Origin of the sequence: Pseudomonas fluorescens (assembly GCF_000802965.1) — a bacterium.
In the GTDB taxonomy this organism is placed as follows: domain Bacteria; phylum Pseudomonadota; class Gammaproteobacteria; order Pseudomonadales; family Pseudomonadaceae; genus Aquipseudomonas; species Aquipseudomonas fluorescens_A.
This window is the reverse complement of record NZ_JSAK01000001.1, coordinates 100,265-119,438: the sequence shown is the minus strand read 5'-3', so window position 1 is coordinate 119,438 and position 19,174 is coordinate 100,265. Positions and strand designations below refer to the sequence as shown.

General features: G+C 59.8%; 8 protein-coding genes. 5 read left to right on the top strand and 3 right to left on the bottom strand.

What is annotated here, in order from left to right; all coding sequences use genetic code 11:
- Nucleotides 1-38: 38 nt before the first annotated feature.
- Both NL64_RS00505 and recQ read right to left on the bottom strand, forming a co-directional pair.
- Nucleotides 39-473: a MarR family transcriptional regulator gene (locus NL64_RS00505; RefSeq protein ID WP_034146213.1), complete on the bottom strand. Its 435-nt coding sequence runs from the start codon at nucleotides 471-473 to the stop codon at nucleotides 39-41.
- 120 nt (nucleotides 474-593) lie between these two features.
- Nucleotides 594-2,720 (bottom strand): DNA helicase RecQ, encoded by a 2,127-nt coding sequence (gene recQ / locus NL64_RS00500; RefSeq protein WP_034146212.1) that lies wholly within the window; start codon nucleotides 2,718-2,720, stop codon nucleotides 594-596.
- Nucleotides 2,721-3,093: 373 nt separating this feature from the next.
- On the opposite strand from recQ, the gene NL64_RS00495 reads away from it, so the two are divergent.
- From NL64_RS00495 to NL64_RS29980, 4 genes are all read left to right on the top strand, one after another.
- A complete protein-coding gene (locus tag NL64_RS00495; RefSeq protein WP_034146211.1) occupies nucleotides 3,094-3,681 on the top strand; it encodes a YecA family protein in 588 nt (195 codons plus the stop codon).
- Nucleotides 3,682-3,691: 10 nt separating this feature from the next.
- Entirely contained in the window at nucleotides 3,692-4,087 is a 396-nt protein-coding gene (locus NL64_RS00490) for a YbaN family protein (RefSeq protein WP_034146210.1), read from the top strand.
- A gap of 327 nt (nucleotides 4,088-4,414) precedes the next feature.
- The gene (gene lapD / locus NL64_RS00485; protein ID WP_034146209.1) at nucleotides 4,415-6,355 is read left to right on the top strand and encodes a cyclic di-GMP receptor LapD; all 1,941 of its coding nucleotides are present in this window, start codon (nucleotides 4,415-4,417) and stop codon (nucleotides 6,353-6,355) included.
- A 265-nt stretch (nucleotides 6,356-6,620) separates the two neighbouring features.
- Complete coding sequence (locus NL64_RS29980) at nucleotides 6,621-7,460, top strand: hypothetical protein (protein ID WP_155292699.1); 840 nt, start codon at nucleotides 6,621-6,623, stop codon at nucleotides 7,458-7,460.
- Nucleotides 7,461-7,780: 320 nt separating this feature from the next.
- Here NL64_RS29980 and NL64_RS00480 read toward each other — a convergent pair whose 3' ends face one another.
- Nucleotides 7,781-17,209 (bottom strand): retention module-containing protein, encoded by a 9,429-nt coding sequence (locus NL64_RS00480; RefSeq protein ID WP_034146208.1) that lies wholly within the window; start codon nucleotides 17,207-17,209, stop codon nucleotides 7,781-7,783.
- 596 nt (nucleotides 17,210-17,805) lie between these two features.
- Here NL64_RS00480 and NL64_RS00475 point away from each other — a divergent pair.
- Complete coding sequence (locus NL64_RS00475; protein WP_034146207.1) at nucleotides 17,806-19,164, top strand: TolC family outer membrane protein; 1,359 nt, start codon at nucleotides 17,806-17,808, stop codon at nucleotides 19,162-19,164.
- Nucleotides 19,165-19,174 lie beyond the last annotated feature (10 nt).

Genomic DNA, 19,174 nt, shown 5'->3' with positions numbered 1-19,174 from the left:
CAACAAGGGATCTCAAAAGTCTGGGTCGGCGTTATGCCTCAAGATTTTTCAAGGTTGGCCAGGATGTGCCCGTGAACCCGCATGCAGATCCGCAAATCCGCCTCATCCACGCCTTCGAAGAGTTCGTGGCGCAGCTGGGTGGCAATCGTTTCAATTTGTTCGATCAGGGGGTGAGCCGGGGCACAGAGGACGATTTTTTTCGCCCGACGGTCTTCCAGCACTGCCTGGCGCTGCACCAGGCCCTGGCTTTCCAGGCTGTCGAGCAGGCGGGCCAGGGTCGGTCCTTCGACGGCGACGCTTTGCGCCAGTTCACGTTGGGTCGGCGGTTCTTCGAAACGTGCCAGGTGCAGCAGCACCAGCCAGCGCGCCTGGGATAGCCCCAAACCCGCCAGACGGCGGTCCAGTTCGGCACGCCAGCCACGTGACATCTGGGCCAACTGCATGCCAAAACGGTGTTGATCGGTTAACGGCATAAAACACTCATGATCAGGCTGAAAATAGAGAAATACTAATTATTAGTCAGCTAAGCATGAGCCTCGCTTTCAGGCAAGGCTTGATCTGTAGTGAATCGTTACATCAGTGAAACCGGCCGCTCAAATCTCGAATTCGGATTGCAGCGCGGCCCGGACGCAGTACAAAACACCTTCCGGCACTCGTCCCGCAAACAATGCGGAAATCTCCGACACTGGCGGTAATTCGCCTTCACCGTCGAGGAACGCATCCTGGACTTCGCCCATCAGATCTTCGGGCAGATCCAGCGCTTGTTCCAGCGATAACTGTTGCTTGCCAATGGCTTCGGCGAGCATGGCGTAGACGTTCTTTTCCGAGCATTGCAGCTGACCGGCGATTTGCAGCGGCGTCATGCCGGCACGCGCCAATGTGATGAGTTCATGGCGTACGTCGGCCACTGCTTTCGGTGCCTCGACCTGACCGCCGAGCACTTCGAGGAAGGCCTCGCCGTAACGCTCGAGTTTGCGTGCGCCGACGCCACTGACCGTGGCCATTTCCGCGAGCGTGGTCGGTTGGCTGCGGAGCATTTCCAGCAAGGTTGAATCCGGGAAAATGACGTATGGCGGCACGCCATGCTCTTCGGCGAGTTTGCGCCGCAGCGCGCGCAAGGCTTCCCACTGTTCGCGCTCTTCGCCACGTACCAGTTGGCTCGCCTGGCTCTTGCTGCTTTTCGCCGTGGTTTGTGGCTTGAGGTCGCGGCGCAGTTCCAGGGTCACTTCGCCCTTGAGCAGTGGTCGGCAAGTGTCACTCAGGCGCAGGCCGCCGTAACCTTCCAGATCGATGTCGGCCAGCCCACGGGCAACCAGCTGCCGGAAGAGCGAACGCCATTCGCCCTCGGCCATTGCTTTGCCGACGCCGTAAACCGAGAGGTGCTGATGCCCGAAGCTGCGGATTTTTTCGTTGTCCTTGCCCAGCAAGACATCCACCAGATGCCCGACGCCGTAGCGCTGGCCGGTGCGATAGATTGCTGAAAGTGCCTGACGCGCCGGCTCGGTGGCGTCCCAGGTTTGCACGCCATCGACACAGTTGTCGCAATGGCCGCAGGGCTCGGGCATGTCTTCGTCGAAGTAGGCCAGCAAGGTCTGGCGGCGGCAGCGGGTTTCTTCGCACAGCGACAGCATGGCGTCGAGCTTGTGCTGCTCCAGACGCTTGTGGCGTTCGTCGCCTTCGGAGTTTTGCAGCATCTGCTTGAGCATCACCACGTCTTGCAGGCCGTAGGCCATCCAGGCATCGGCCGGCAAGCCGTCACGGCCGCCGCGCCCGGTTTCCTGGTAGTAGGCTTCCAAGGATTTCGGCAAATCGAGGTGCGCGACAAACCGCACGTTGGGTTTGTCGATACCCATGCCGAACGCCACGGTGGCGACCATGATCAGCCCTTCCTCGTTGAGGAAGCGCTTCTGGTGATAGGCGCGCAAATCGTTGGGCAGACCCGCGTGGTACGGCAGCGCCGGGAAGCCTTGCTCGCTGAGGAACGCAGCCACTTCCTCGACCTTTTTGCGCGACAGGCAATAGACGATGCCGGCATCACTGCGTCGTTCGGCGAGGAACGCCAGCAACTGCTTGCGCGGCTGTTCCTTGGGCACAATGCGATAAAAGATGTTCGGACGGTCGAAGCTCGACAGGAAACGCTCGGCGTTTTGCAAATGCAGGCGGGTGACGATTTCTTCCCGAGTGCGCTTGTCAGCGGTGGCGGTCAGGGCGATGCGCGGCACGTCGGGGAACATTTCCGCCAACTGGCCCAGTTGCAGGTATTCCGGGCGGAAGTCATGGCCCCATTGCGATACGCAATGCGCTTCGTCGATGGCGAACAGGGCAATGTTCAGCCCTTGCAGGAAGTTCAGCATGCGCGGCTGAACCAGGCGTTCCGGGGCGAGGTAAAGCATTTTCACTTCGCCGCGCTTGATCCGTGCTGCCAGGTCACGCTGTTGCTCGGCGCTGAGGGTTGAGTTCAACGCTGCTGCGGCAACGCCCAGTTCTTCGAGGGTCGCGACCTGGTCGTCCATCAAGGCGATCAACGGCGATACCACCACCGCCAAGCCTTCGCGCAACAGCGCTGGCACCTGGAAGCACAGGGATTTGCCGCCACCGGTAGGCATCAGGACCAGGGCATCGCCGCCACTGGCCACGCGCTCAATGATTGCACCCTGGCGGCCACGGAAACTGTCGTAGCCGAAGATGTCCTTGAGGACGCGTTGAGCCTGTTCGAGCATAGAAACTCCAAAAATCACCGAAACATCCCTGCAAGGCTGGTTCAGAAACTGCCGTGCTGCACCGACAAATCGTAAGGGCGCATTGCATGACGCTTCACATTTCAGCCGCGATGCCAGCAGGGCATCACAAAACGCGCGAGTATACCCGAGCACTGTCCGGCAAAGGGTGCCGCTGATAAGAGCGATGAAGATGACCTTTGTAGGAGCTGCCGCAGGCTGCGATCTTTTGATTTTTTTAAAGACAAGGTCAAAAGATCGCAGCCTGCGGCAGCTCCTACAGGGAATGCGTTGTTCAAATATGCCGCGCGGCTGGCCCAAGCGCTCAAGAAGGCCTAGAATTCCCGCATCGAATATTCCCCAAGGTAGCCCTTTAATGTCCTTCGCTGAGCAACTAACCCGCCTGCAAGTCTTCCTCGACGCCGATGAACTGCATGACGAGGCGCTGGACTACGTGGCCGCTCACGGCTACCTCACCGCGCTGTCCATCTGTTCCGAGGTCGTTCCTGATCGTGAGTGGATCGACGCCCTCTTCGCCGAAGAGCCGCACTACGCCGACGACACCGAGCGTGAAGCGATCGAATCCACGCTGCTGGCCCTCAAGGCCCACATCGCCCGTCAACTGGCCTCCGATGAAGAGTTCGAGTTGCCTTGCGACCTGGACCTGGGCGAAGACCCGGACGATTCCGACTTGCGCGGCTGGTGCATCGGCTTCATGGAAGGCGTGTTCCTGCGCGAAGAAGCCTGGTTTGAAACCGCCGAAGACGAAGTCAGCGAAATGCTGCTGCCGATCATGGTCGGTTCGGGCCTGTTCGACGAGCAACCGGAGTTCTCCGACATTGCCGCCGATGCCAACCTGATGGACGACATGATCGTGCAGATCCCGGAAGCCCTGACTGCGCTGTACCTGCTGTGCAACGCACCAGACGAAAAACCGGCGATCCTCAAGCCACGTCACCACTAAGGTTCTGCCTATGGACAACCCCATAGGCAACCGCTCCCTGATGTTGCGCTACGTGCTGCTGGCCATTGGCTGGCTGAGCGTAGTGCTGGGGGTGATCGGTATTTTCCTGCCGGTACTGCCCACTACTCCTTTCCTGTTGCTGGCAGCCGCGTGCTTCGCTCGCAGTTCTCCGCGTTTTTACCATTGGCTGGTAGATCATCCCCGGCTTGGGCCTTGGATCCGCGATTACCTCGAAGGTAATGGCATCCCGCTCAAGGGCAAGGTCTACGCCATCGGCCTGATGTGGGCGAGCATCCTGTTTTCCTGCTACCTGGTGCCCCTGCCCTGGGCACGCGGGTTCATGTTGACCAGTGCCGTGCTGGTGACGACTTACATCCTGCGGCAGAAAACCCTGCGCAAGTCCTGAACCTCAATTTTTTTTGTGCCGAGGGAGCTTGCTCCCGCTCGACTGCGCAGCAGTCGCAACAGTAATTGGGGTCGCTTCGCAACCCAGCGGGAGCAAGCTCCCTCGCCACAAAAACGATTATGCGTAAGTTCTTCGTCCAACGACCTGCCCGCCATTCATCAAACACCACCTAGACTGATTCCATCCGTCCCTCCAGCGGCCAGTCTGCGTCATCCAGCATGGCTAACGCTGTAACGTCGGTCCGGCGGATTCCTGCTTTCCTATTGGCTGGATTGAATTGCGTCCGGGCCAGCCGCAAGTATGTGCAGACGCCGCAAGGAGCACTCCATGAAACTGCGCAATCAGTTGTTTCTCGCTATTTGCCTGTTCTTGCTGGTGGCCTTCAGCGGCAGTTTTTTTGTCAGCCTGGAAAGCTCTCGCGAGCAGATGCTCGGCCAATTGCGCTCCCACGCCCAGGACGCCGCCACCGCCCTGGGCTTGTCGTTGACGACGCAGATCGATGACCCGGCGATGATGGAGCTGATGGTCAGCTCGATTTTCGACAGTGGCTATTTCAGCAACATCCGCATCGTCGATGTCGAGGGTCAGCAGGTCTTGGTGGAGCGCAGCGCTGCGGCGCGAATCGAGGGCGTGCCCGGTTGGTTTGTCCGTCTGGTCAACCTGCGCCATGAAGGGGGCGACGCGTTGATCATGCGCGGATGGGAGCAAGCAGCACGGGTCGAAGTGCTGAGCAATCCGCAGTTCGCCCTGGCCAAACTCTGGGACAGCACCGTTGGCAGCCTGATCTGGTTGCTGATCTGCGGATTGCTTAGCGCCGTGTTTGGCGGCTGGCTGTTACGTCGCCAGTTGCGGCCGCTCGACAAAATGGTCAAACAAGCTGAAGCCATCAGCAAACGCGAGTTTTTAAGCCTGCCGAAACTGCCGCGCACTCCGGAGTTGAAGCGCGTGGTGCTGGCGATGAACCAGATGGTCGAAAAGCTCAAGGCGTTGTTCAACGAAGAGGCGGCGCGCAGTGATCGATTGCGCAAGGAGTCCTATCAAGACAGCCTGACCGGGTTGGCGAACCGACGACTGCTCGATGAGCAACTGGCCGACCGTTTGCTGGTCGCCGAGCAAAACGGCGACGGCCATTTGTTGATGTTGCGCCTCAATGACCTCGCCGGGCTTAACCAGCGTCTTGGCGGCCAGCGCACCGATGCCTTGATCAGCACGGTCGGCGAACTGCTCAAGCGTCTGACTGGTCTGCCGGAACGGCGAAACTGGTTGGCGGCGCGCAATCGCGGGGGCGAATTCAGCTTGCTGACTCAAGGCCTGAGTACCGAGGATGCCGCACGTCTGGCCGCCGAGATCAGCGCCACGCTGGAAAACCTGCGCATGACCGGCGCCAGTGATTGCACGCCCGTGGCGCAGTTGGGGATCGTTGCTTACCATCCCGGCGAGTCGCCTGGCGATGTACTGATGCGCCTTGATCAAGCGTTGAGCGAGGCCAGCCAACATCCCGAGCGCCCGTGGATTTTGCTGAGCCATCGCGAGGCTACACAGCACCTGTCTCAATACGACTGGCGCACCTGGATTGATGACGCCCTGACTGAAGGCAAGTTACTGCTGTATTTTCAACCGGTGGTGCAATGCGCCGACACCAGTCAACTACTGCACCACAAAGTCCTCGCGCGCCTGCTCGACCCGCAGGGTGAAGCGATTGCTGCCAGGCAGTTCCTGCCTTGGATCGAGCGCCTCGGCTGGTCGGCGCGGTTTGACCTGGCCATGCTCGAAGCGACCCTCGATTACCTGGCCGTCAATCGCTGGCCCCTGGCGCTGAGCCTGTCCGGCAGCACCCTGCGCGATCCGGAGCACCTGAAGCTGATTTTCGAGATGCTCGATTCCCTGCCAGAACTCGCGCCACTGCTGACCCTGGAAATCGACGAATGCCAACTGCCGCCGCCGGCCGAATTGCAGCGTCTGAGCCACAGCCTGCTCGACACCGGTTACCGCATCGGCCTGCAGCATTTTGGCGGCAGCTTCAGCCAGATCGGCAACCTGACCCAATTGGGCCTGGCTTATCTGAAAATCGACGGGGCTTACATACGGCACATCGATGAGCAGCGAGACAAACGGCTGTTTATCGAAGCGATCTTCAGAGCGACCAACAGCATTGATTTGCCGTTGATTGCGGAGATGGTCGAGACCCGGGGGGAGTTGGAGGCGATCCGGGAACTGGGGGTGTTCGGGGTGATGGGGAGATTGATCGGACCACCTGAGCCGATGTAAATGCCAGGCTTGCCAATAGCCATGAAGGACCTTGATCCTTCTTCGCAGACAAAACAAGCTCCTCTACTTACAAAAAACATTGCCGGACTTTGTTGGCTCGGCTGATACAGACTCATTCATAAAGCGCCTTGTTCGCGTCGACCACTCATCGGCTTTCAGTCAAACCTGACATTTCTGACAGTAGTCAATAGTGCCAAAGGAGAAAACAATAAAAAGTACACGCCGAAATCATCAATGGGCGTTCGCTCAACGAGGTGTACTTACCGTGCTATTTGAAAAAAAACCCTTACCCAATACTGCCCCCCAACTTCCCAAGCCGGAAGTCCCTGAAGCCGACGATGACAATGTACTTGACCTGACTACGCATCAAGGCAAGATATCTGCCATTGTTGAAAAATGGACGCCTTCGCAAATATGGTTGAGATTAGCTAGCCAGACCGAGCTATATCCACCCCTAACAACAAACATACTCGAAGATCATGAAGTTTCCGCGTTGCAGTTTGATAATCGCTTACTTGAACGAATCCCCGGAAGCCAACTGACTGCACTATCTTACAACTCAACGGCCACATTAGAAGACCTTATTACCTACTACGGTAGCTCAGACATATCAACCGCCACAGCATTTCCGTCATTAACAACCCCCATCAAAACCCAACTTAATGATCTCGATGAACTCACAGACTTCAACGACAATACATTGGGAGGATGGACAAAGGGGCAGGGAGCAAGAGATATTCAGTTTGTTGAAGACATTAGCGGTGGTTTTTATCTATCCAATGATACATCCGCCCCTGGCGACAACCATGACGGCATGATTTTAGAAAAAACATTCTCCGTAATACCTGGAATGACCTATCAATTTACGATCGATACAAGGACCAACAATATAGCAGGACGAGACCCTAACCCACCCCAACTTATTCTTGCATTTGACGGCATAGGTCCAATCTATTCAATTTCTAACACTTCCTGGAAAAGCATCGCATCTAATAGAGCAGTCGCCCAATCAGCCACGGTTAGAGTAAGCCTCAGAAATCTCACTCGCCAATGGAAAGGCAATGATTTTTCAATCGACAATTTCAGAGTAAGACGCGTCGAGTAAAATCGAGTAATCCCTTCGCACCCTATTAAATGCCAGGAGATTCAATCATGGCAACGCAAGCAACCCCACAACTGCCTGAGTTTCACATCCCTGAAATATCAAACGGGTACTGAAAATCGGCGAGAGCAGCTCTCAGACATACACGATCAACAACATGAACTGAAGCACGCACTCATTCACCGCCACAGCAGAGTCGAGTTGGAACGGTAACGATTACAGCATGGATAATTTCAGAGCTAGATCTTTACCGTAACCCACACAACATGATCATCAAGCCACCGCCATTCCTGAGAACAGGAATGGCGGTTTTATTCTTCAAATCACACCGTATCCACCTTCAACGAATGGTCATTTAGCATGCCGTTGATGATGGTGGCTGTATCCGCACCGCCAATCACCCCGCCCGCCCCCGGCGTCACACCGTAATGACTGGCCAGGTTGACACCCGCCAGATCGATCGTCTGGTTCGGTGCCGCGCCGGCCATGGCGCTGACATCGATGCTGGTCATCACTGACGCGCCGCTGCCGCTGACGGTGAAGTGCAGGTAGTCATCCAGTGACGCCGTCGTGCCGTTTTCCCCTTGCAGCAGTTGCGACAGGTCGAGCTTGTCGGTGCCGGGTGCGAAGTCGGTGATGACGTCGTGACCGCTGTTGCCCTTGAGCCACTCGAAGGTGTCGGCACCGCTGCCGCCGGTGAGGGTGTTGTTGCCCAGGCCACCGATCAGGAAGTCATCGCCGCCGCCACCGTTGAGCACGTCGTTGCCCAGGCCACCGGTGATGACGTTGCTGTTGTTGTCACCAGTGAGGGTGTCGTTGAAGTTGGAGCCGGTGAGGTTTTCGATCCCCGTCAGGGTGTCGGTCCCGGCACCGAGGGTGTTCTGCCCGGTGAGCAGGCTCAGGTCGACTTTGACCCCGGCCGTGGCATGGGCGTAGCTGGCGGTGTCGCTGCCAGTGCCGCCGTCGAGCAGGTCGTTGCCCAAGCCGCTGTACAGCAAGTCTTTGCCGGCGCCGCCGTGCAACTCATTGTTGCCGTTGCCTGCGGTGAGGATGTCGTTGCCGTCACCGGCATTGAGGATGTTGTTGCCTTCGCCCGCGATCAGCGTGTCATTGTCCGCCGTCCCGGTGAGGGTGTGGCCGTCCTGATAGCTGATATTGACGTTGGCACTGTCACTGCCGCCATGGGTGTCATTGGCAGTGTAGGTGCCGTGGTAGTCCGGCGTGACGTCGTGACCACCGGCATAGTTGAGGTTCATGGTCAGCTGGTAGTTTTCCGCCGCATTGGGGTTGCTGCCACTGGTGTTGGCGATGTTGGTGATGTGGACCTGGTAAGTCCCATCCGCCAATGCCGTCAGGGTTTGGCCGTCCGCGAGGTTGATCCACGACCCGCCGTTGAGCGAATACTCCATGGCCACATGCCCGGCATCAAGGTTGTGATTCAGGGTCAGGGTTTCACCCTGCTTCAGGTTGACGGAGAAGCGGTCCTCATCGTTGATGTTGGATTGGGCGTTGCTGGCCGACCCCAGGTAACCGCTGACCACCAAAACGGCGGTCATGGTCGCGGCATTGGCCGCGAACGCGCTGCGTACGTTGCCCAGAGTCTGATTGGCCGCTACGTTTGAACTGGTGCCATTGAAGGTGATGGCGCCAGTGCCGGTGAAGTCCGCAGCCTTGGAAATCCAGCCGGTGTTGAAGCTGGTCGACGACGGGCTAAGCGAATCGCTATTGGAATCAGTGTCGTTGGCCAGCAACAATTCGCCCGGCACCGTCACATTGTTCGAGAGCACGTTGGTGATGATGTGATCATCGACCGCCAGCGGTGCCGCATTCGGAACGACTTTCACTACCAGATTCGAACTGGCGAGATCGCCATCCTTGTCACTGACCGTGAACCCGATGTTTTCGGTGATCAACACCGACGTGGCTTTCTGCGAAACGTAGCTGTACTCGCCGGTATCCAGGTTCACCACCAGGGTGCCCTTGCCATTAGTGGCGATGCTCAGCGAGTTGTTAACCGTGTTGAAGGTGCCGTGATTGGTACCACCGGTGGAAATCAGCGAACCCTGGTTGCTAAGGCCTTTGGGGTCATAGGTGTAGGTGGTGCCGTCGACAGTGATGGTTTTGATGAAACCGCCATCGGCACCGAACGTACCGCCCTCGCCCAGCAGCGAACCGGTCACCGGTGCGCCGACCACGGTGCCCGACAGCACCGAGTTCAGTTGATTGAGATCGGTGACGACCACCGCGTTGGTATTGGTCTTGGTGCTGCCGTCATAAGCCACTGGATCGAGGTTGCTGTTGCTGACACCGCTACCCAGGCCAATCGCGTAGTTCTTGATGGCATTGGTCTCGAGGAAGGCTTTCCAGGACGCTTCGTCCTGTGTCCCGATATCCCCTTCGTTGGGCTTCCCGTCAGAGAAGAAATAACCGACGTTCTGCGCCCCGGTGAGTTTGCCACTGGTGGCGAACGCCGTTTTCGCCATCGCCACGGCGTCGTCGTAGTCGGTGTTACCACCCGCCGTCAGACCGGAGATGATCGACTTGGCCGTCGCGACATCGACCCAGATCGGGGTCTTGTCGGTGGCGCCGCTGCTGAAGGTGACGATCTGCACTTTGACATCGCCGAGGTCGTCGTACTTGTCGAGCAAGGCACTGATCGCCTGCTTGGCCAGCGCCAATCGCGACAGGCCCGGTACGCCAGAGGCGTCGCCCATACTGCCGGACACGTCGATCACCAGCAGCAGGTTGGAATCGATCTCCACGGCGGACACTGAACGCTCGGAAGCCACGGCTTTGGGCACGTCATCGACGATGTTGACCACGATGGTGCTGGTGGTGCTGTTGCCCAGTGCATCGGTGGCTTTGTAAGTGAAGCTTTCGCTCAGGGTATTGGCGCCATCGTTGGCACCCGGCGCGGTTTTCGGTGCCGAGGTCAGGGTGTAGGTGTAAGTGCCGTCGGCGCTCAACAGGATCTGACCGTAAGTACCGGTGGCGCTGCCGATCAGGGTATAGGTGACGGCGCCGCTGGCACCGAAGACTGACCCGACCAGTGTGCCGCTGGCGGTTTCGCCGGTATGACCCGGCTCGCTGCCGGTGACGCTGCCGGCGGCCAGATCCTGGCCGTCCTTGCTCAGGTCGAGCGCTTTTTCGTAGACGGTCACGTCGGTGTCGCTGACCGCGCGGATGCAGTTGTTGTTCACGTCGATGGTGATGGTGGTGGTGCTTTCATCACCGTCGGCGTCGCGCAGGGTATAGGTGAAGACATCGCTCGCACCGGGGCCGCTTACGCCGTTCGGGTAGCTGTGGTACTCGGCGTTGCCGTGAGAATCAAGCGTCAGGTAGCCGTAGGTGCCATTGATCGGGTTGTTGAGACCGCCAAGTGCCGGGGTCGAGGTGTCGGAGCCGGCGCGCACTCCGACCACGCCACCGCCCGCCGCCGGGCCATCGGCGCCGCCGACGTCGTTCCACAACACGTTTCCGGTGACCACGCCACCCTCAGTAACCGGAATCGCGTCAGCGTGTGCTGTGGGCACGTCGTCGACAATGTTGATTACGATGGTACTGGTGACGCTGTTGCCCAGCGCGTCGGTGGCCTGATAGGTGAAAGACTCGCTCAGGGTATTGGCGCCATCGTTCGCGTGCGGCGTGGTGTTGACCGGGTTGGTCAGGGTGTAGGTGTAGGTGCCGTTGGGGTTGAGCAGGATCTGTCCGTAGTTGCCGAACGTGCCGCCGACCAGGGTGTAGGTGACGTTACCGCTGCCACCGAAGACCGAACCCACCAGCGTGCCGCTGGCGGTTTCGCCGGTATGCCCTGGTTCGCTACCGAGGGCGTAGCCAGCCGACAGATCCTGGCCGTCCTTGACGATGTCGAGGGCTTTTTCATAGACCGTCACGTCGCTGTCGCTGAACGCGCGGATGCAGCTGTTGTTCACGTCGATGGTAAGGGTGCTGGTGCTTTCGTCACCGTCGGCATCGCGCAAGGTGTAGGTGAACACGTCGCTCGCACCGGGGCCGCTCACGCCGTTCGGGTAGCTGTGGTACTCGGCGTTGCCTTGGGCGTCCAGTGTCAGGTAACCGTAGGTGCCGTTGATTTGGCTGTTGAGGCCGCCAATGACCGGGGTCGATGTGTCGGAGCCGACGCGCACGCCGACCACGCCACCGCCCGCCGCCGGGCCATCGGCGCCGCCGACGTCGTTCCACAGCACGTTGCCGGTGACTACGCCGCCCTCTGCGACAGAGACTGCGTCGGGGTTGGCGGTCGGAAGGTCGTCAATGATATTGACGTTGATCTGCCCGGTCGCGGTGCTGCCGTCGGTGTCGGTGGCAACGACGTTGAAGTTCTCGCTGACGCTGTTGGCGCCGTCAGCGTTGGGATGCTCGCGGTCGGCGTAGTTCAGGGTGTAGCTGTAGCTCACCACACCGGTGTCGGCGTTGTAATCGGTGATGGTGAAAGTGGCGCCGTAATAGGTGTCAGTCGATTGCGGGAACCCCGCCGCCACGCCACCGCTGACCACGGAGATACCGCCCACGGCCAGGGTTTGCAGGCCATCCAGCGCGGTCACGGTGAAGGTGCCGCTCTGAGTCAGCGCCGGTGCATCCGGGTCGCTGCCGTAGGTGAGATTTTTTTCGTAGACCGTCAGCTCGCCGCCTGGCACTTCGAGGCCGTTGAGCGTCACGCCGTCATCGTTGTTGTGGATGTTCAGCACCAGGTTGGCGGTGCTGGTGTCGCCGTCGGCATCGGTCAGGGTGTAGGTGAAGGTTTCCGTGCCGTTGCCATTGCCGTGCAGGGCTTTGAAATCAGCATCACTGGTATTGAGGGTGTAGGTGTAGGTGCCGTTGGCGTTCAGCACCAGGTTGCCGTAGGTGCCGACAAAAGTCCCGGGAGTGATCGGGCCGCTGTTGGGACCGCTCGCTACGACATCGGCGCCTTGCACGTCATTGCTCAGCACGTTGCCGGTGAGGCTCAGCTGGGTTTCCGCCGCGGTCAACTCGTTGCTGTCGTGCACGGCTTTCGGCACGTCATCGACGATGTTGACCACGATGGTGCTGGTAACGCTGTTGCCCAGCGCATCGGTGGCCTGATAGGTGAAGGTTTCGCTCAGGGTGTTGGCGCCGTCGTCCGCGTGCGGCGTGGTGCTGGCCGGGGAAGTCAGGGTGTAGGTGTAGGTGCCGTTGGAGTTGAGCTGGAGCTGACCGAAATTGCCGGTGGCGCTACCGACCAGGGTGTAGGTGACGGCGCCGTTGGCACCGAAGACCGAACCGACCAAGGTGCCGCTGGCGGTTTCGCCGGTGTGGCCTGGGTCGCTGCCGGTGACGGTGCCGGGAGCCAGGTCCTGACCACCCTGGTTCAGGTCGAGGGCTTTTTCGTAAACAGTCACGTCGGTGTCGCTGACCGCGCGGATGCAACTGTTGTTCACGTCGATGGTGAGCGTGCTGGTGCTTTCGTCACCGTCGGCATCGCGCAAGGTGTAGGTGAACACGTCGGTCGCACCGGGACCGCTCACCGCGTTCGGGTAGCTGTGATACTCGGCGTTGCCTTGGGCGTCCAGCGTCAGGTAGCCGTAGGTGCCGTTGATCTGATTAGTGAGGTTGCCATAAGCCGGGTTCGACGTGTCGGAGCCGGCGCGCACGCCGACCACGCCACCGCCCGCCGCCGGGCCATCGGCGCCGCCGACGTCGTTCCACAGCACGTTGCCGGTGACCACGCCACCTTCTGCGACCGAGACCGCGTCGGGGTTGGCGGTCGGCAGGTCGTCGACGATGTTGACGTTGATCTGCCCGCTCGCTGTGCTGCCGTCGGCGTCGGTGGCGACGACGTCAAAGTTCTCGCTGACGCTGTTGGCGCCGTCGGCGTTGGGGTGGTCACGGTCGGTGAAGTTCAGGGTGTAGCTGTAGCTCACCACGCCGGTGGTCGAATCAAAACCGGTGATGGTGAAGGTCGCGCCGGTGCCGGTAGTAGTGTGTTGCGGGAACCCCGCCGCCACGCCACCGCTGACCACCGCGATACCGCCCACGGTCAGGGTTTGCAGGCCATCCGGCGCATTGACGGTGAAGGTGCCGTTCTGGGTCAGCGCCGGAGCATCCGGGTCGCTGCCATAGGTGAGGTTTTTCTCGTAGACCGTCAGCTCGCCGCCGGACACGTCGAGGCCGTTGAGCGTCACGCCGTCATCGTTGTTGTGGATGTTCAGCACCAGGTTGGCGGTGCTGGTATCGCCGTCGGCATCGGTCAGGGTGTAGGTGAAGGTTTCCGTGCCGTTGCCATTGCCGTGCAGGGCCTTGAAGTCGGCGTCGCTGGTGTTGAGGGTGTAGGTGTAGGTGCCGTTGGCGTTCAGCACCAGAGTGCCGTAAGTACCGGTGAAGGTGCCGGGGGTGATCGGGCCACTGTTCGGGCCGATGGCCACACGGTCGGCGCCTTGCACGTCGTTGGTCAGCACGTTGCCGTTCAGCGTCGGCAGGGTTTCCGAAGCGGTGGAGGCGTTGTTGTCGTCGATCGCTTGAGGCACGTCGTCGGTGATGTTGACGTCCAGGCTGCCATTGGCGGTGGTGCCGTTGTCGTCAACCACGGTGACGGCGAATTGTTCAGGGAGCGTGTTGGTCCCGTTGGCGTTCGCGTGAGTTTCGGGGTCTGCCAGGGTGTAGCTGTAACTGACCACGCCAGTCGTGGCGTCGTAGCCGGTGATGGTCAGCGTGCTGCCCAGCGGGGTGGTAACCGATTGCGGGAAGCCTGCGCTCACACCACCAGTGACCACGGCGATACCGCCGACGGTCAGGGTCTGCACACTGTCGAGGGCGGTGATGGTGAAGGTGCCGCTTTGAGTCAGCGCCGGTGCATCCGGGCTGCTGCCATCGCCGAGGTTTTTCTCATAAATCGTGAGTTCGCCACCCTCGATGTTCAGCCCATCGATCGTGACCGGGTCGTCGTTGTTGTGGATCTGCAAAACCAGGTTCGCGGTGCTGGTATCGCCGTCGGCATCGGTCAGGGTGTAGGTGAAGGTTTCGGTGCCATCGCCACCGCCGTGCAGGGCTTTGAAATCGGCGTCGCTGGTGTTGAGGGTGTAGGTGTAGGTGCCGTTGGCGTTCAGCACCAGAGTGCCGTAAGTACCGGTGAAGGTGCCGGGGGTGATCGGGCCACTGTTCGGGCCGATGGCCACACGGTCGGCGCCTTGCACGTCGTTGGTCAGCACGTTGCCGTTCAGCGTCGGCAGGGTTTCCGACGCCGTCGAGGCGTTGTTGTCGTCGATCGCTTGAGGCACGTCGTCGGTGATGTTGACGTCCAGGCTGCCACTGGCGGTGGTGCCGTTGTCGTCAACCACGGTGACGGCGAACTGTTCTGGGAGCGTGTTGGTCCCGTTGGCGTTCGCGTGAGTTTCGGGGTCTGCCAGGGTGTAGCTGTAACTGACCACGCCAGTCGTGGCGTCGTAGCCGGTGATGGTCAGCGTGCTGCCCAGCGGAGTCGTAACCGATTGCGGGAAGCCTGCGCTCACACCGCCAGTGACCACGGCGATACCGCCGACGGTCAGGGTCTGCACACCGTCGAGGGCGGTGATGGTGAAAGTGCCGCTCTGGGTCAGGGCCGGGGCATCCGGGGTGCTGCCGTCGCCGAGATTTTTCTCATAAATTGTGAGTTCGCCACCCTCGATGTTCAGCCCATCGATGGTGACCGGGTCGTCGTTGTTGTGGATCTGCAAAACCAGGTTCGCGGTGCTGGTATCACCGTCGGCATCGGTCAGGGTGTAGGTGAAGGTTTCGGTGCCGTTACCATTGCCGTGCAGAGCTTTGAAATCGGCATCGCTGGTGTTGAGGGTGTAGGTGTAAGTGCCGTTGGCGTTAAGCACCAGGGTGCCGTAAGTACCGGTGAAGGTGCCGGGGGTGATCGGGCCGCTGTTCGGGCCGATCGCCACACGGTCGGCGCCTTGCACGTCGTTGGTCAGCACGTTGCCGTTCAGCGTCGGCAGGGTTTCCGAGGCCGTCGAGGCGTTGTTGTCGTCGATCGCTTGAGGCACGTCGTCGGTGATGTTGACGTCCAGGCTGCCACTGGCGGTGGTGCCGTTGTCGTCAACCACGGTGACGGCGAACTGTTCTGGGAGCGTGTTGGTCCCGTTGGCGTTCGCGTGAGTTTCGGGGTCTGCCAGGGTGTAGCTGTAACTGACCACGCCAGTCGTGGCGTCGTAGCCGGTGATGGTCAGCGTGCTGCCCAGCGGAGTCGTAACCGATTGCGGGAAGCCTGCGCTCACACCGCCAGTGACCACGGCGATACCGCCGACGGTCAGGGTCTGCACACCGTCGAGGGCGGTGATGGTGAAAGTGCCGCTCTGGGTCAGGGCCGGGGCATCCGGGGTGCTGCCGTCGCCGAGATTTTTCTCATAAATTGTGAGTTCGCCACCCTCGATGTTCAGCCCATCGATCGTGACCGGGTCGTCGTTGTTGTGTATCTGCAAAACCAGGTTGGCGGTGCTGGTATCGCCGTCGGCATCGGTCAGGGTGTAGGTGAAGGTTTCGGTGCCATCGCCACCGCCGTGCAGGGCCTTGAAGTCGGCGTCGCTGGTGTTGAGGGTGTAGGTGTAAGTGCCGTTGGCATTCAACACCAAGGTGCCGTAAGTACCGGTGAAGGTGCCGGGGGTGATCGGGCCGCTGTTCGGGCCGATGGCCACACGGTCGGCGCCTTGCACGTCGTTGGTCAGCACGTTGCCGTTCAGCGTCGGCAGGGTTTCCGACGACGTCGAGGCGTTGTTGTCGTCGATCGCTTGAGGCACGTCGTCGGTGATGTTGACGTCCAGCGAACCAGTCGCCGTATCGCCGTTGCTATCGCCCACCACCACGGGGAATTGTTCACTGACACCGGTGCCATCACCGGCCGAATGCGTTTCGCTGCCGTTGAGCGTGTAGCTGTAACTCACCACGCCCGTGGCCGGGTTGTAACCGGTGATGGTCAGTGTGCTGCCCAGCGCAGTGGTGATCGATTGTGGGAAACCCGCGGCCACACCACCACTGATCACGCTGATCCCGCCGATGCTCAGACTGGTCAGCCCGTCGGGTGCGTTGACGGTGAACGTACCGTTTTGGGTCAGTGCACCAGGATTGCTCGCTGAACCGTCGGCAAGGTTGGCTTCCTTGATCGTCAGTTCGCCGCCCTCGATCGACAGACCGTTGAGGGTGACCGGGTTGTTGACGGGAGGTGTAACGTCAGGAGGCGTGATGACCGGGGGCGTGACAACTGCCGCCGGGGTGCCGTCGCCGTTGTTATCGCCGTCGCGCCGTGCTTCGGGAAATTCGGGAATGCCGTTGAAACCGGCGGTTGGAAAACCGATGTTCGGATCGACCCGCCCGCCCACTTCTTCGAGCATGACAAAACTGTGGCCGCCACCGGCCGTCCCATCAGCGGGCCCGGTCGAACCCGGACCAGCCGCCGTGGCTTCAGCGGTCTGCGTCGGGTCATCGCCGGCCGCAATGGCTTTTTGCAGCTGCTCGACGTCAGTCAGTTGTTCCTGGCTTGGCGCGACTGTTTCTGCGGTGTCCACATGGGGCGATTGATTCGCCAGTAACTGCGGGGTCATTTGCAGGCTGCTGCCACGCCCCAGCGTCAGTTCCTGGCCATTTTGCAGATGCACCGCCACCGCGCCTTCGGCTCCGGTATTCAGTTGATCACCGGCAAACAACCGGTCCCCCTCGACCAGTGCGCGTCGGGTGCCATCGCTCCCCACCGCGAATACCTGACCGATGACCTTACTGACGATACCGATGAGCGTAGCCATGTGCATTTCCTCCGCTGCCAACCGCTGTCGGCACCTGTTTTGTTGCGGAGATCATGCTCATGGCTCAAGCGGGTTGCCTGGCGGATCGTCTAGGCCGGTCAGCGGGGTTATTTGCATTAACCGCTTCCCTGGCGACGATCTCGCCTAGCGTATTGCTCACGGGCCTCATTTACGGTGCGAGATAAAAACCCTTTGCAATCAAAGACAACGGGTTAACGACCGAAATTACGAGCCCTGCGAGCGATGCGTAACGGTTCTGAACCATCCGGGTGACAAAAAACCGTCACCACAGACCGCTTCGCTTCCCTCCCCTCCAGCACTTCTCCGCTTTTTTTCGATGAATGAATTGGAACTTTTTTTCTGCCCCGACGAGCACCCTAAAGCTCATAATACAAGGGCTTCCGAGGAGAACAATGTGCCGGAATTAGAATACCGCATAAGTTTTTTTTGGCATAAGCTTTATGAGAAATAGTTCTTAGGTTTTCTGTAGAATGTTCTTAGCTCTGTTGTTAAAACCATGAAACGGAATACCTATAAAAGTCGTCAAATAATTGGCGACAAATAAAGCACCATTAGGAAATCAGGGAGATGCACCCATGCGCCTTTTAACCCCGCTCTGCAGCGCAATACTATTGGCCATGGCCTGCACTTCTCAGGCCCAAGCCATGTCGTTGACCGATGCGATCCAGAGCACCATCACGACCCACCCGGAGCTGGCGTCGCGGGTGGACAGCCGTCTGTCGGCTGATGAAGACGTAAAGGTCGCCAAGGGCGGTTTTTATCCATCGGTTGACCTGAATGCCGCGTACGGGCGCGGGTACAGCGATAACACCAACACCCGTGCGTTGGGCAATCACCACACCGAAATTCTCAACTACACGCAATCGGAACTGCGTCTGCGGCAGATGCTGTTCGACGGCTTCAACACCGCCAACGAAGTCGAGCGCACCAAAGGCGTCGTCAACTCCCGCGCCTATTACGCTCAGGGCACCGCCCAGGACCTGGCCCTGCGCACCACCGAGGTTTACCTCGAAGTGCTCAAGCGTCGCGAACTGGTGACGCTGGCCAAGAACAACCTGCAAGCACACTTGCGAGTCAACGATCAGATCGGCCTGCGCACCGAGCGTGGGATCGGCAGCAACGCCGACGCCGACCAGTCCACCGCTCGTCGGGCACTGGCGGAAAACAACCTAGACACCGCTGAAGTCGATCTGGCCGACGCCGAGTCGAACTTCGCCGCTGTCGTCGGGCGCCTGCCTGATGAACTCGAAGCCCCACCGTCGATCCGTGGCGAACTGCCGGCCTCGCTGACAGAAGCCCAGCAAAGCATGGTCGACAACAACCCGTACCTGAAATCCGCCCAGGCCGACGTGCAATCGGCCGAGAGCCAGTACGAAGTCGCCAAATCGCCGTTCTACCCGCGCTTCGACGCCGAAGCCGCGGTGGGCGCGAACAACAACATTGCCGGCGAAGAAGGCCATGACAACGAGTGGCGCGTCGGCGTGGTGATGAACTACAACCTGTTCCGCGGCGGCAGCGACAAGGCGCGCCTGCAGTCCGATGCGCACAAGATCAATCAGGCAATGGACATCCGCAACAACGCCCTGCGTCAGCTCAACGAAAACATTCACCTGGCCTGGAACGCCATGGTCAACGCCAAGAAACAAACCCCGACCGCCCGTGAATACGCGGACACCAGCAAACGCGTACGCATCGCCTATCAGGATCAGTTCGGCCTCGGCCAACGCACCCTGCTCGACCTGCTGGACAGTGAAAACGAGCTCTACAACGCCAACCGTCGCTACACCGAAGTCCGATACACCGAGGAATATTCGATGTACCGTGTGCTGGCGAACATGGGCCAGTTGTTGAGCAAACAACGCGTGGTACTTCCCGCTGATGCCGTCGCCCAGACCGAAGTGAAAAACGAAGCCCGTTTGCCTGAACTGAAGTAGTGCCTGGAGC

Bases quoted from the DNA above. Each gene is read 5' to 3' on its own strand.
- NL64_RS00480 (WP_034146208.1), bottom strand. From the start codon at position 17,209: ATGGCTACGCTCATCGGTATCGTCAGTAAGGTCATCGGTCAGGTATTC.
- lapD (WP_034146209.1), top strand. From the start codon at position 4,415: ATGAAACTGCGCAATCAGTTGTTTCTCGCTATTTGCCTGTTCTTGCTG.
- NL64_RS00505 (WP_034146213.1), bottom strand. From the start codon at position 473: ATGCCGTTAACCGATCAACACCGTTTTGGCATGCAGTTGGCCCAGATG.
- NL64_RS00490 (WP_034146210.1), top strand. From the start codon at position 3,692: ATGGACAACCCCATAGGCAACCGCTCCCTGATGTTGCGCTACGTGCTG.
- recQ (WP_034146212.1), bottom strand. From the start codon at position 2,720: ATGCTCGAACAGGCTCAACGCGTCCTCAAGGACATCTTCGGCTACGAC.
- NL64_RS00475 (WP_034146207.1), top strand. From the start codon at position 17,806: ATGCGCCTTTTAACCCCGCTCTGCAGCGCAATACTATTGGCCATGGCC.
- NL64_RS00495 (WP_034146211.1), top strand. From the start codon at position 3,094: ATGTCCTTCGCTGAGCAACTAACCCGCCTGCAAGTCTTCCTCGACGCC.